The organism is Flavobacterium azooxidireducens (genome assembly GCF_023195775.1).
GTDB lineage: Bacteria > Bacteroidota > Bacteroidia > Flavobacteriales > Flavobacteriaceae > Flavobacterium > Flavobacterium azooxidireducens.
The window spans coordinates 1880724-1894949 of the sequence record NZ_CP096205.1; the positions used below are offsets into that span (position 1 = coordinate 1880724).

General features: G+C 33.8%; 13 protein-coding genes. 3 read left to right on the top strand and 10 right to left on the bottom strand.

Annotated elements, in window-relative coordinates; all coding sequences use genetic code 11:
• Positions 1-3 precede the first annotated feature (3 nt).
• The 4 genes from M0M57_RS08180 to aspS form a co-directional block, all read right to left on the bottom strand.
• Positions 4-1008, bottom strand: coding sequence for a hypothetical protein (locus M0M57_RS08180; protein ID WP_248436690.1), 1005 nt, complete (start codon positions 1006-1008; stop codon positions 4-6).
• A 307-nt stretch (positions 1009-1315) separates the two neighbouring features.
• Positions 1316-1513: a cold-shock protein gene (locus tag M0M57_RS08185; RefSeq protein ID WP_112084984.1), complete on the bottom strand. Its 198-nt coding sequence runs from the start codon at positions 1511-1513 to the stop codon at positions 1316-1318.
• Positions 1514-1598: 85 nt separating this feature from the next.
• The gene (locus tag M0M57_RS08190) at positions 1599-1832 is read right to left on the bottom strand and encodes a hypothetical protein (RefSeq protein ID WP_248436691.1); all 234 of its coding nucleotides are present in this window, start codon (positions 1830-1832) and stop codon (positions 1599-1601) included.
• A gap of 171 nt (positions 1833-2003) precedes the next feature.
• A complete protein-coding gene (aspS, locus tag M0M57_RS08195; protein WP_248436692.1) occupies positions 2004-3755 on the bottom strand; it encodes an aspartate--tRNA ligase in 1752 nt (583 codons plus the stop codon).
• Positions 3756-4163: 408 nt separating this feature from the next.
• On the opposite strand from aspS, the gene M0M57_RS08200 reads away from it, so the two are divergent.
• A complete protein-coding gene (locus M0M57_RS08200) occupies positions 4164-4517 on the top strand; it encodes a toxin-antitoxin system YwqK family antitoxin (RefSeq protein ID WP_248436693.1) in 354 nt (117 codons plus the stop codon).
• A gap of 49 nt (positions 4518-4566) precedes the next feature.
• On the opposite strand, the gene M0M57_RS08205 is transcribed toward M0M57_RS08200, so the two are convergent.
• The 5 genes from M0M57_RS08205 to M0M57_RS08225 are packed head-to-tail and all read right to left on the bottom strand — an operon-like array spanning position 4567 to position 11846.
• Complete coding sequence (locus tag M0M57_RS08205) at positions 4567-5136, bottom strand: hypothetical protein (RefSeq protein ID WP_248436694.1); 570 nt, start codon at positions 5134-5136, stop codon at positions 4567-4569.
• Between the two features lie 56 nt (positions 5137-5192).
• Positions 5193-8663: an efflux RND transporter permease subunit gene (locus tag M0M57_RS08210; protein WP_248436695.1), complete on the bottom strand. Its 3471-nt coding sequence runs from the start codon at positions 8661-8663 to the stop codon at positions 5193-5195.
• A 24-nt stretch (positions 8664-8687) separates the two neighbouring features.
• Positions 8688-9854 carry an efflux RND transporter periplasmic adaptor subunit gene (locus M0M57_RS08215; protein ID WP_248436696.1) on the bottom strand — a complete coding sequence of 389 codons (1167 nt, stop codon included), beginning with the start codon at positions 9852-9854 and terminating at the stop codon, positions 8688-8690.
• A gap of 26 nt (positions 9855-9880) precedes the next feature.
• Positions 9881-11227: a TolC family protein gene (locus M0M57_RS08220; RefSeq protein ID WP_248436697.1), complete on the bottom strand. Its 1347-nt coding sequence runs from the start codon at positions 11225-11227 to the stop codon at positions 9881-9883.
• 16 nt (positions 11228-11243) lie between these two features.
• Complete coding sequence (locus M0M57_RS08225; RefSeq protein ID WP_248436698.1) at positions 11244-11846, bottom strand: TetR/AcrR family transcriptional regulator; 603 nt, start codon at positions 11844-11846, stop codon at positions 11244-11246.
• Between the two features lie 202 nt (positions 11847-12048).
• Here M0M57_RS08225 and M0M57_RS08230 point away from each other — a divergent pair, with 202 nt between their 5' ends.
• Positions 12049-13023 (top strand): polyprenyl synthetase family protein, encoded by a 975-nt coding sequence (locus tag M0M57_RS08230; protein WP_248436699.1) that lies wholly within the window; start codon positions 12049-12051, stop codon positions 13021-13023.
• A 268-nt stretch (positions 13024-13291) separates the two neighbouring features.
• Positions 13292-13642, top strand: coding sequence for a hypothetical protein (locus M0M57_RS08235; protein ID WP_112084973.1), 351 nt, complete (start codon positions 13292-13294; stop codon positions 13640-13642).
• On the opposite strand, the gene M0M57_RS08240 is transcribed toward M0M57_RS08235, so the two are convergent.
• Positions 13626-14171, bottom strand: a complete 546-nt coding sequence (locus tag M0M57_RS08240; RefSeq protein WP_248436700.1) for a hypothetical protein — start codon at positions 14169-14171, stop codon at positions 13626-13628. The two genes, M0M57_RS08235 and M0M57_RS08240, sit on opposite strands and share 17 nt — an antisense overlap.
• Positions 14172-14226 lie beyond the last annotated feature (55 nt).

A 14226-nucleotide genomic window follows, 5' to 3' on the forward strand; every position in this document is an offset into this window, starting at 1 on the left:
AACTTATATTTGATTAATAATTAAAAACATAATACAACAAACCATAAGAGTAAAAGTTAATAAAACAGAAGTGCAGCCTTTGTTTTGATTTGGTATTGTTTTTTTATTGATTTTGCTTGGTTGTTTTTTAGTTCCAAAAACTTTATTGAGTTCAAATCTTAAGGCAGGAACATATCCATGCGGTTTATCATCATACGAAAATCTTTCTTCAGTCGGATTGTAGCTATATTTTTTATAAATATTTTTTAAAGGAAAATAAATATCACACCATTCATTGTTATTATCATATGATAAGTAAATTGGTAAAATTACTTTTTCGATATTTATTTTTTTGAAGTTACTTTTTAATGAATATCCATTCTGAATTAAAAAATCTTTTATTTCAGATAGTTTTTTTGGAGCAAATCTTTGCTTGTATTCTAAAAGTAAATGTTTACAAAACCTTCTTAAATCTCCTTTCTCATATTTACTTTTTTTGCCTAGAATAAATTCGTTACAATTACAGGTTTGTTCAAATAAATTGGTTAAGTATGTATTCTCGTTTGAAAATGAAAAACTTTCAACTTCTAAATCTTCATTAAAGTTACTCAATGGTTTTACAATTCTTAAATCTTCTTCGACTGATATTGGAAATATTAATTCATTATCATAAATATTATATTCATTTTCACTGAATAGTTCAAGATATTCAATTTCAGTTAAAATTATTGCTCCGTTTTCTCTCGATTTGACAATACGCTTTTCATCTTTGAAATCATTTTTAACACAAACAAAATTTAAGTTAGGAGAAATTTTTATTTTAACTTTTAGATCGAATAAAGCTGCATTTTTTTTTAATTGTTCAATTTCTTCTTCAGAAAAACCAAGAAATAAAACTGAAGATTCACCGTAGTGCTTTTTGTGATGAAATTTTAAATAATTAATTAAGAAAAAATCTCCATATTGACCGATTTCTTCATCTGTAATTCCCAATTTTTTTATTATTTCAATTTTGGAAGTATTTTTCATCCCTGAAGATTTAAGTTGTTGTAAAGTTACCAATAGCCAGCAAATAACTTACAAAGTTAGCACAATTTTCTATTGAAGCACAGACTGCGTGAGTGATTGAGCCATTGTTTGAGCTCTTTTTGTGTAAGACCAACGGGATGGAACAAAAAAGCGAGTGGCGAAAGCACGACCCCGATGCAACAAAACAAGGTGAGGCACGAACCGTAGCTTTTGTGCAATCGGGGGCACGCCCAAATTTTAAAAAATAAAAAAACGTCCCGATTGCTCGAGACGTTGTCATTTCATTCGGTAATCTAAATAATATCTATTATTCGATCACAGCTACTTGAGCTGCTACTTTACCTTTTCTACCTTCTTCTTCTTCGTAGTGAACTCTGTCACCTTCTCTTAGCTCTTCAGCTTTGATTCCGGTTGCGTGAACGAAGATGTCTTTTCCGGTTTCTTCATCTGTGATGAATCCGTAACCTTTTGACTCATTGAAAAATTTTACTGTACCTGTACGCATTGTGATAATAAAAAAAATTAATAATGCCCAAAGGTAATCTATAATTAAATACGAATGTTAAAACAATGTTACTTTTTTGTGAAAATTATTGATTTTCAGTATTTTCCTCGTTTTTTTTGTCGAATTTGAACATATAGTCTTCTAATTTCTTGTTTTTATATCGATGCCATAAAAAAACGGGCATGAGTACTAATGCACTGATTAACACACCGATACCAACCCATTTATCGCCTTCGTCTCCGATTGTGTTTTTAATGTAAAATCCGTAGCCAATGAAGGCTAAAACGATAAAAAACAGGATGCGAATGACGTATTTCATGGTTTTGTGTTTAATAAATTTTTTTAATAAAAACCACATAGAAACATAGAATGAACGGATTAGTTAAAGAGTCGTTTCACTCTAATTAGTAGAACATAGCTATGCGAAATCAAGCATTGATCTATGTTTAGTAGATTTGACAAACCTATGTCTCTATGTGGTTAAATGATTTTATTTTAGATTTAATTTGATGTGTAATTCGTTTAATTGTGCATCGTCGATGGCAGAAGGAGCATCAATCATTACATCGCGACCGCTATTGTTTTTTGGGAAAGCGATGAAATCACGAATGGTTTCTTGTCCTCCTAAAATCGCTACCAAACGATCTAATCCGAACGCTAAACCTCCGTGTGGCGGTGCTCCGAATTGGAAGGCATTCATTAAAAATCCGAATTGGTTTTCGGCTTGTTCAGGAGAAAATCCTAACAGCGAGAACATTCTACTTTGTAAATCACGGTCGTGAATACGGATAGAACCACCACCGATTTCGTTACCGTTTAACACCATATCGTAGGCATTTGCACGCACTTTTCCGGGTTCGGTTTCGATGAGTATCATATCTTCCGGTTTTGGAGAAGTGAACGGATGGTGCATGGCGTGGTAGCGTTGCGAATCTTCGTCCCATTCCAACAAGGGAAAATCGACTACCCAAAGTGGAGCAAATTCGTCCGGTTTTCGCAAGCCTAAACGAGTGGCAACTTCCATACGAAGAGCAGATAGTTGTGTTCGGGTTTTGTCGGCTTTTCCGGAAAGAATTAGAATTAAATCGCCTGGTTTAGCATTGGTGATTTCGGCCCATTTTTTTAAATCGGCTTCGTCATAAAATTTATCGACGGACGATTTTAGACTTCCGTCTAATTCATATTTTACATATACCATTCCGCTAGCACCGATTTGCGGACGTTTGATCCAATCGATTAACGCATCAATTTCTTTTCTGGAGTAGGAAGCACATCCGGGAACGGCAATTCCGACAACTAATTCGGCTGAATTAAATACCGGAAAATCTTTATGTTGAGCAACTGCGTTTAACTCTCCGAATTTCATATCAAAACGAATGTCCGGTTTGTCGTTTCCGTAGGTTTTCATGGCATAATCGTAGGTAATTCTTGGAAATGTATCTACTTCTACACCTTTGATTTCTTTAAGTAAATGGCGAGTTAATCCTTCAAAAACATTCAAAATGTCTTCTTGTTCAACGAATGCCATTTCGCAATCGATTTGTGTGAATTCCGGTTGACGGTCGGCACGCAAATCTTCGTCTCTAAAACATTTTACGATTTGAAAATATTTATCCATTCCGCCTACCATCAACAATTGTTTAAAGGTTTGTGGCGATTGTGGTAGCGCATAAAATTGTCCTTCGTTCATGCGACTTGGAACAACAAAATCACGAGCTCCTTCGGGAGTTGATTTGATTAAATAAGGTGTTTCGATTTCACAAAAACCTTGTTTAGACAAATAATTTCGAACTTCCATCGATACTTTATGACGGAAAATAAGTGAATTTTTTACCGGATTTCTTCGAATATCTAAATAACGGTATTTCATTCGAATGTCTTCGCCACCATCAGTTTCGTCTTCAATCGTGAAGGGTGGAAGTTGAGCGGCATTTAAAATCGTTAATTCAGAAACTAAGATTTCAATATCTCCGGTTGGAATGTTTTTGTTTTTAGCTTCGCGTTCGATTACAGTTCCTTTTACTTGAATCACGAATTCGCGACCAAGGGTTTTAGCAGCTTCAAAAACGGATTTTTCGCTGCGACTTTCATCAAAAATTAATTGTGTGATGCCGTAACGATCGCGTAAATCGACCCAATTCATAAATCCTTTATCACGTGATTTTTGCACCCATCCGGCTAAGGTAACTGCTGTATTGATGTGCGAACTGTTTAATTCTCCGCAAGTATGACTTCTGTACATTTTGATTCGAAATTTTTTGAGTTGCAAAAGTACTATTTTGTTTGAAGAATTTAGTTTTTTTTGAGGTAAAAGGTGATGGGGGATGGGTAAAGGGTTTGAGCGATTATCATTTGTTAATTTACATCACTAAAATAGAACATGGATTAGAAGGATTGAAAAGAGCCTCACAGATTTTTTGATTCGCTTTGCGAAAATGGATAGAAGCGGATTTCTTGGTTTGCGGATAGTTTTCTCGCAGAATCTTTAGAATTTTTAAGTTCCGTTTACCTATTACCTATTACCTAATCACCATTTTTCCAATGTTAAGTTTTCATATAATGTTACCAAATTGTTACCAAAAAGTTTTTTTAATGTAAACTTTTATGTAAATTTGTTTTGTAATTGTTAACCTGCTAAAAATTAAAGAGTATGAAAAAGTTATTTATTGCAGCAATGCTGGTAGTTTCAGGAGTATTATTTGCTCAAGAGGATAATGCAAAACACGAAGTGGTTGACCAAATGGTTAAATCAACTTTTTATCACGATAATGGTCAAGTGCAACAAGAAGGTTTTTATAAAGATGGAAAAGTGCACGGACAATGGGTTTCGTATGATGAAAGCGGAAATAAAGTGGCCATGGGTCAATATCAAAACGGAATGAAAATTGGTAAATGGTTCTTTTGGACCGGAGCTGATTTAACAGAAGTAGATTATTCTGATAGTAGAATTGCACAAGTGAAAAAATGGTCGCAAGGTGCTGTTGTGCAAGTGAACAAAAATTAACTATACCTAAACTCAACCTTAAAAGAGCTTCCTAATTGAAGCTCTTTTTTTATTGTATTTTCTTTTTAGTACGATTTAATTCTTTAAAGGATGAAATGATTTTTGCCATTGCTGCGGAATGATCTTCTTTTCGCTTTAGTTCTGTCCAATTGACAATTTGGTAATATTTTTCTAATCCTTTTATAAATCCAAATTGATAATAGACGTCAATTCCATCCACTGTTCCGCTTACGTTCATGAGTTTTGCGTCCATTCCGTTGATTTTGGTGTCTTCAAAGTTGGAGAATTTCCCATTTTTAATTGTAACGGATAAATTATCTTTTAATAAGTTAGAATATCCGGTTAAATTGGGTTTATAACTTTCTGCTAAATACTCATCTTGAGTCACTAAATCATTAAAATCGGAAATCGGTTCATCAATAACTATCGTGTAAAATTCGCTAAAGAGATTTTGATATTGCAACGAAGCATCTTCATGCAAATTATCTGCTTTGGAAAGTGTTTTGGGTAACTCTATTTCGTATTGTCCTTTAATTTTGATGGATTGAATTTCTTCATTGGTACAACTTACGATCAAAAAGGAAATTAAAAGATAGCAACTGATTTTGATTGTTTTCATGTGAAAATATTTTGTGCAAGATAAAAAAAAACCACGCTTTCACGTGGTTTAATTGGTTAATTTGTTTCGGTATTTAAATCTAGTTTTTTCTTCTTTTTCTTTTTTACTTTAATTTTTCCTTTGTGAAGCAAAAAGAACATCACCGGAACAATTACTAAAGTAAGGAAAGTGGCAAAAATTAATCCATAGATAACGGTTTTGGCTAATGGTCCCCAGAAAATTACGTTGTCTCCACCTATATAAATGTTTGGGTTGTAATTAATGAATAGCCCAAAAAAGTCAACGTTCAATCCCATTGCTAGCGGAACTAACCCTAAAACGGTGGTAATTGCGGTTAACAAAACCGGTCTTAAACGAGAACGTCCACCTTCAACAATTACATCTAAATATTCTTGTTTGTTTAATAAGCCGTCTTCATCTAATCCTTTTTCGTTCAATTTTCTGTCAATAAGCAATTGAGTGTAGTCAATTAGAACAATGGCATTGTTTACAACAATTCCGGCCAACGAAATAATTCCCATCATCGTCATAATGATGACAAAATCGTTTTTGAAAATAACCATTCCGAAAAATACCCCTGCAAAACTGAGTAGAACCGAAACCATAATGATGATTGGTTTGGATACCGAATTAAACTGAGCTACTAAGATTAAAATAATTCCGCCTAACGCAATTAATAAAGCATTTACCAAGAAACTCATGTTTTTTGCTTGCTCTTCTTGTTCTCCTGTAAATGAAAAGTTAATGTCTTCACCTGTTTTGTAATCTTCTAATTCTTTTTTAATTTTTTCTACAATTTCATTGCCATTATAGCCGGTTACAACATTAGAATAAACAGTAATGACACGTTTTAAATTCTTTCTTTTTATGGTGTTAAAAGTGGTAGAATTCTCGTTAGAAGTAATGGAAGAAATCGGAACTTGTACCAATTTTCCGGAAGCTTGATCTCTAAACGTTATCGGTTGGTTGTAAATGATGTTATTGTCATTTCGTTGAGCTTCGGGTAAACGAACATTGATTTCAAAATCGTCTTTTCCATCTTTGTAAGTTGAAATTTTTTCGCCAAAAATCGCTCTTCGCAACGTTTGACCCACTTGACCGGAAGTGATTCCGAGTTGACCAGCTTTATCTAAATCTACTTTTATATCAACACCTGGTTTTTCTTTGTTTACATCAATTTTGAGTTCTTCAATTCCGCCAATGTTTTTTCCGTCGATAAAACTTTTCATTTTTTTGGCTTCCATCAACATTGCATCATAATCTTCACCCGAAATTTCGATGTTTACAGGATATCCGGCTGGCGGACCGTTTTGCTCTTTTTCTACAATTACCGAAACACCGGCATAGCCTTGCACAGCCGAACGGATTTCTTCCATCACATCCAAACTATTTAGCCCTTTACGGTATTTGAATTCCCGCATGGTTAAAGTTACTTTTCCTCGGTTTGGCATATCGTTTTGAGCACCACCTTCGGTTTGCGGATTTCCAGCACCTTGACCAACTTGACCAATGGCACTTTCTACCATATAATTATCGCCGTCTTCTACATATTTATTGGCAATGGCGTATACTTTTTTCTCAATTTCTTTTGTAAATTCATTGGTTTTTTTGATGTCCGTTCCTTCAGGAAATTCAATATAAACCATAATTTGATTCGGCTGATTTTCCGGAAAGAACAACACATTTGGTTGAGCAATTCCGACGGCAATGAATGATAAAATCAATAAACCAAATGTGCCAAACAAGAAAGACCAAGGTTTTCTTCCGCCTAATGCAAATTGTAAAAAGTTACGGTATTTATTTTCGAGCCAAACTAAGATAATTCGTTGAAAATAATCTTGTGCTCCCACCAGAAAATATTTGTAAACCCATAACATGATGGCAAAGAAAAGCATCAGGTTTCCTAAACCTTTTAATCCGCCAGAACTTGATATAAAACCAAGAATTAACATTACTAATCCAATTCCGCCCACTAATCCGCTTAATTTGATGAGTGATTTTTTACTCATTTCTTCTTCTTTTATTTTCATAAAATCGGATGTTAGCATCGCATTAATTACTAACGCCACAAACAACGAGGAGAATAATACAACGGACAATGTCATTGGAAAATAAATCATGAATTTACCCATGGTTCCGGGCCATAATCCTAACGGGAAAAAGGCAGCTAAGGTAGTTGCAGTAGATGCGATAATTGGCCAAGCAATTTCACCAATACCTTCAATAGCAGCTTGCTTTCTGGATTTTCCTTCGCTCATTAAGGTGTAAACATTTTCTACCACCACGATTCCGTTGTCCACTAACATTCCGAGTCCCATTACCAATCCGAAAAGTACCATCGTATTTAATGTAATTCCGAAGGATGCCAGAATCATATACGACATAAACATTGATAGCGGAATAGCAAAACCAACAAATAATGCATTTCTAAATCCTAAGAAAAACATCAAAACACCAATTACAAGAATTACCCCAAAAATGATGTTATTTACCAAATCATCCACTTGAGCAATGGTTCTTTCTGATTGATCGTTTGCATACGTAATGGTTAAACCTTCAGGGAAATAATTTTCTTTGGCTTTGTCGATAATGGCTTTTAGACCATCCACGGCTTCCACCATGTTTTTACCACTTCGTTTTTTGATATCAAGCATCACAACCGGTTTACCGTAATCTCTGGCATAAGTGGTGCGTTCTTTTTCTTTAAAAGTAATTGTGGCGATATCTTTTAAATAAACATTTCCATCTTGTTTTTTAACAATGATATTTTCTAAATCAGACGGTTTTTTGATTTCACCGATTACGCGAATATTTTTCTTAATTCCGTTATTGGAAACTCCTCCACCGGAAACGGTTTTGTTTTCAAATTTTACCGCATTAACGATGTCGTCAAAACTTACTTTTGCAGAGGCCATTTTGTACATATCCACCGCAATTTCAACTTCTTTGTCTTCGGCACCACGAATGGCTGCTTCTTTAATTTGTGGAAGTCGTTCGATGCGTTCTTCTAAATATTCGGCATATTCTTTAAGTTTTTCAGATGAAAAATCACCGGTAATGTTGATGTTCAAAATAGGAACCTCTTCGGCAATATTCAAATCGAAAACGTTTGGTTCTACTTTTCCACCGCCGTCAATGGTTGGCCATTCGGTGTCGGATTTTACACGATCAACCTTATCTTTTACTTTTTGTTTGGCATCTTCAACGGAAATATCTTCGTCAAATTCAACCAAAATCATCGAATAATCTTCTAACGTATTGGATGTAATTTTCGTTACACCCGAAATGTTGTTGAATTCTTCTTCCAAAGGTTTGGTTATCAGTTTTTCAACATCTTCAGCCGAATTTCCGGGGTTAATCGAACTAATATAGATTTTAGTTTCAATAATTTCAGGAAAACTCTCTCTCGGCATCGAATAATACGACATCAATCCACCAATCAACAGAATGGCTGTGATGACATAAACCGTCATTTTATTGTTAATTGCCCACGTTGAAATGGCAAATTCTTTATTAATTTTACTCATCAGAGGTTTGTTTTATGAGTTTATTTATTTTATAACTTCAACAGTGATGCCGTCTTTCAATGATTTTGCACCATCAGTAACCACCATTTCTCCGGGTTCTAAACCTGATTTGATTTCAACAAAAGCTCCGGTTGTGTAGCCTAATTCTACTGTTTTTTGAACTGCTTTTGCATTGTTTTTGCTGTCAACATTCGCCACAGTATAAACAATTTTCTTTCCTTCGGCATTTTCCTGAATGATGTTTTCAGGAAGTAATAACGCTTTCGGGTTTTTATAATCTTCAATTTTCAACACCGCAACTTGGTTTGGTCTCAATAAATTATCCGGATTTGGCAATGCGATTTCAATTCCGAACGTACGGTTATTTGGGTTGATGTAATTGCCCACTTGACGTACTTTTCCTTGGTATGTTTTTCCTAATGAATTCAAATACACTTCTACTACAGCACCTACTTTTAATTGGCTAATGTAATTTTCCGGCACATTTGCGGTAACATACATATTACTTAAATTCACGATTCTAAACAATTCCATTCCGGGAGAAACCACTTTTCCTTTTTCGGTAATCACTTCATCAATTGTTCCGGAAAAAGGAGCAACAACATTAGTTTTGTTTAATTGTGATTTAATTTGAGCTACTGCTTTTTGCTGACTTTCCAACGACGTTTTGGCTTGTAAAAACTGAATTTCTGAACCAATTTTTTGATCCCAAAGATTTTTTTGTCTTTCAAAAGTAGTTTTTGCTAAAGCTAATTGTGTTTCTGCTTGAGCCAATTGAGAACCCATTCCGCCATCATCAATTCTGCCCAAAATTTGTCCTTTTGAAACTTTTTGACCTGCTTTCACATAAACTTGCGTTAGAATTCCTGAATATTCAGGACTGATTACAATGTTTTCTTTTGTATCAACATTCCCTTGAATTTCGATGTAATGTGTGAACAAAGAATCTTTTAAAGTAACTGTTTTTACTAACGGATTTTTTTTGTTCGGATCTAATTCGGCGATAGCTTTGTCTAATTTTGCTAAATCGGCCACAAGTTTTTCATATTCTTTATGAACGATTTCGCGGGATGATTTGATTTGATTTAAATCTTTCGATTTAACAACATCATCCACATTTACATCACTTTTTTTGCCTGAACAAGCCGAAAGTAAAAGTGAAAATGTAACTAAGTATAGAATTTTTTTCATAATATATTGATTGAATTTTGATTGATTTAATTTGTTTTTCCTATTGCTTTTTCTAAAGCTGCTTTTCTACTGATAACATCCACCATCGACTGTAAATAGCTTTGTTGAGCAGAATATAATTGACGTTGAGCGTCTGTAAACTCAAAACTGGTTGAAAGACCTTCGGTAAATTTTACTTGTTGTTTTTTCTCGATACGTTCGGCTAGTGATAAATTTTCTTTAGAACTGAAATATTGTTCCACACTGTATTCATAATCACTTTTGGCATTTTGGTATTGAAGTTTCAAACGTTGTTCGGTTTCTGTCAACTGAGTTTGTGCTTGTTCTAAAGCAATTTTAGTTTGTTGCACTTTTGCATTTTTTCCAAAACTGCTAAAAATTGGAACATTCAAACCAACACCTAAATTGGAATAGTTGAACCATTTTTGATTGCTTGTGAAAAATTCAAATTGATTACCAAAAGCATTATAACCAAAATTCAAATTAGCGGAAAGAGATGGTAAAAACTTGCTTTTTTCCAATTTCATTTCCAATGTTCGTTGTTCTACAAAGTTGGTTGAAAGTGCATAATCGATACTGTTTTTTACTTCAAATGAAGAACCGGTTAAAGCCATATCTAAATTAGAATTTGTAAGGTTTTCTAATTTGTCTGTTAAAGAAAGTTCCTCTTCTAATTCAATTCCTAAATTGATTTTAAGCATATTATACGAAATGTCTTTTAATCGTTTTGTATAATTTAAACTGCTATTAATGCTGGAAAGAGTAATTTTTAGTTGTTCCACATTCTCTTCTTCAATTAAACCGTTTTTAAACGTTTGTTCAGTGTCAAACAATGTTTTATCTAAGGTAGTTTTATTCTTTTCTAAAATAGCAATATTTTCTTCGGCTAATAATACATTTCCATAGGAATTGATAATCATTTCACGTACTTCCAAATCGGTTTTCTTTTTGGAACTTTCATAATATTGCAAATAGGTTTTTGAAGCTTGAAGTGCCACAATATAGGAACCGTCAAAAATTAATTGGCTTAGCGTTGTACGAGCTACCATAGAATGCTTGGTGCCAAAAGCAAGTGTTGTAACTTGGTTTGGATCGCCATCGGGATCAAATGCATTACCAGTTAAAGCTTGTGTTTGTAGTTTAAAATTATTTGCATAATCCAAACCGGCATTAATTTGTGGTAAACCTGATGCTGTGGTTTCCCATTTTTTCTTTTTGGCCGCTTCAATGTCTCGACCGGAATTAATGGCCGTGTAATTATATTGTAAAGCGTGATCAATCGCCTGTTGAAGCGAAAACGAGTAGCTTTTTTTTGTTTCTTGTGCCTGCATACCTAAACAAGCGAGCAAGAGGAAGAGTGATAATTTCTTCATGTGTATTGATTGATGATTAATTTGATTTGTTGGTTATTTTTTCTAAAACTTTTAATCCTTTTTCGGTAATAATTCCTCGTAAATGATATTCAAGATACATTTCTTCTAACTGAACTGCGTTAAACATAGTGTCCGGAAAAACCTCTTTATCTTTGGTAGAATGAATTCCGGAATAATAAATTCGGCTTACAAAATCTAAATTCAAATCATTTCTATATAAACCTAGTTCTATTCCTTTTTTTAAATTTCGGATAACACAATCTTCCATTTTGTCAAATTGCTTATTACGCAAGCATTTGAATGTTTTTGGAAAATATTTTTGTAGTTGATAAATTGGTGAAGCTTTTTCATCTTTGAGATTTTGCATCACAAAGTTTTTAATTTCAAAAATTTCTGTTATCGGATTTTTATCTTCAAGGCATATTTCATCAATTCCGCAGGAAATTGTATCAAACATTTGCATTGTTACTGCTTCCACCAAATCATTTTTGTTGGCAAAATGTTGGTAAATCGTTTTTTTAGAAATTCCCATTTCATTTGCAATGTCATCCATTGTAACACTTTTAAAACCAAGTGTTAAATACATTTCCGTTGCTTTCTCAATAATTTGTTCTTGCATTTTCTTTTCTTTATTTTAGACTATATCGAAATTTGAAGTCTAAATTTAGGCACAAAAGTAAGCCGGAAACTTTTAACACCAAAATAGTTTCCGAAGTATTTACATTTATTTAACATTTGTTTTGAATTGAATCGATTGATATATTTCTGGTTTCGGGTTTTTTTGATTTTATTTGTATTCCAAAATAAAAAAGCTTCTCCAAATGCATTCAATAGCAGCCTATCAGGAACAATTTTTAAACTATTTAGAAAGTCAAAAAATTCTGAAAGAACCCATTAATCTTTACCAACCAATCACCTATATTTTAGGTTTAGGAGGAAAAAGAATGCGTCCGATTTTAACATTAATGGCTACTGAAGTGTTTGATGTTGATTACAAAAAGGCTCTTCCTGCTGCTACTGCTGTTGAAGTTTTTCATAATTTTTCATTAGTTCATGATGATATTATGGATGATGCTCCACTACGAAGAGGAAAAGAAACCGTCCACGAAAAATGGAATTTAAACACCGGAATTTTATCAGGAGATGCAATGTTGATTTTAGCCTATCAATATTTTGAAAGTTATGAACCAACAATTTTTAGAGCTTTAGCCAAATTATTCAGCAAAACTGCTTTGGAAGTTTGCGAAGGTCAGCAATACGATGTTGATTTTGAAACCAGAGACGATGTTTCCATTCCCGAATATTTAAAAATGATTGAATTTAAAACTGCTGTTTTGGTTGGAGCCGCAATGAAAATGGGAGCCATTATCGCCGAAACATCAGAAGAAAATGCCAATTTAATTTATGATTTCGGCTTGAATTTAGGCATCGCCTTTCAATTGCAAGATGATTATTTAGATTGTTTTGGAAATCCGGAGACTTTTGGTAAACAAGTGGGTGGTGATATTATCGAAAACAAAAAAACGTATCTTTACTTAAAAGCAATGGAATTTGCCAAAGCAGAGGAACGAGAGCAATTGTTGCATTTATATTCAATTCAACCGAATGATAATACGGAAAAAATTGAATCAGTGAAAGAATTTTTTAATCAAACCGGAGCATCAAAAGCAACTCAAAAAGCAATAGAAGAGTACACGATGAAAGCCTTTGAAACCTTAACCAAAATGCAAATTGGCGAAGAAAAGAAAATGGTATTGAGAGCTTTTGGCGAGAAGTTGATGAAGAGGGAGGTTTAAGTTGCGGGTTGCGGGTTTGAAAGTTGTGGGTTGCAGGTTCTTTGTCATTCCGCAAGATGACGAAGTCGAAATAGGACACGAGCGATAGCGAACTGGCGTAGCAATCTCCTGCGAAGCAGGTAGGGTTTAGTAACAGTAAGTAGTTGCTATAACAGAATAAGTATACAGAATAAAATCCATCCGAATCCATTTTCGCCTGCGAACAAAAAAAGTCAGCGTAAATCCATTTAATCCAACCAATCGGTGTTCCATTAAAATAAAAAATAAAATGTATCCCATCCCAACATCAACCGACCATCTTCTAACCGAAGCAGAAAAAGAAAATCTTTACCTCAAACTCATTGAACAACTCAACAAAGATTTCAATTTTGCAAACGAACCGGTTGATTTTCCGTTAAGCACTTCGCCAAACGAATTAAAAATCCAATTGCACGAAAAAGTTTATCGACTTATTCAATACAAATTTGCCGAATATTTAAATTTACTCTACATCATCGATGTTTCCGAAGAAGAAGTCAAAAAACTCAATGGAGATGACATTGCCGAATTGGCTGAACAAGTGGCGTTCTTAATTTTAAAAAGAGAATGGCAAAAGGTTTGGTTTAGAAATAAACTCTAACAAACGGCATCCAAGCCTCAGAATACACATTTCTATTGTCGTTGTGCAACACATTATAACGAAGACCAATTGTTACATTATTCGTTTGATAACCAGCACCTAAAAACAGACCGGTGTTCCAAAAATTATCTTTCAAAGAACCAAAATTGTCTTTATAAGTCGTGTTCACTCGAAGTTGTTCCAATTCAGCAGATAATTGAATTTCCGGAATCGGATTTCCCAACACAATCATACTCGCACCATAAATATACGATTCAAAAAAGTTCTTTTGCTTTACATAACTTCCTTGCACTCCAAAGCCAAGACTAATGTATTGGTTAAAATCATAAATCGCTCCGGGAGCCAGAGTAATATCAGTATAGTTGTTTCCAATAGCCAAACCTATTCCACCTCCAAAACGAACTTTTGACCAAAATTCACTTTTTTGGTTTTGAGAAAGACTATTATTTTCTTGACAAAAAGCATTTTCCGAATAAAAAAATGCAGACAAAAAGAAACTAAAAATTGTAAGTTTTACAGCATATTTCATCTCTATATCATTTTAGCAATTAAAAACATAAAAGTATGTAAAAATAGATAAAAGA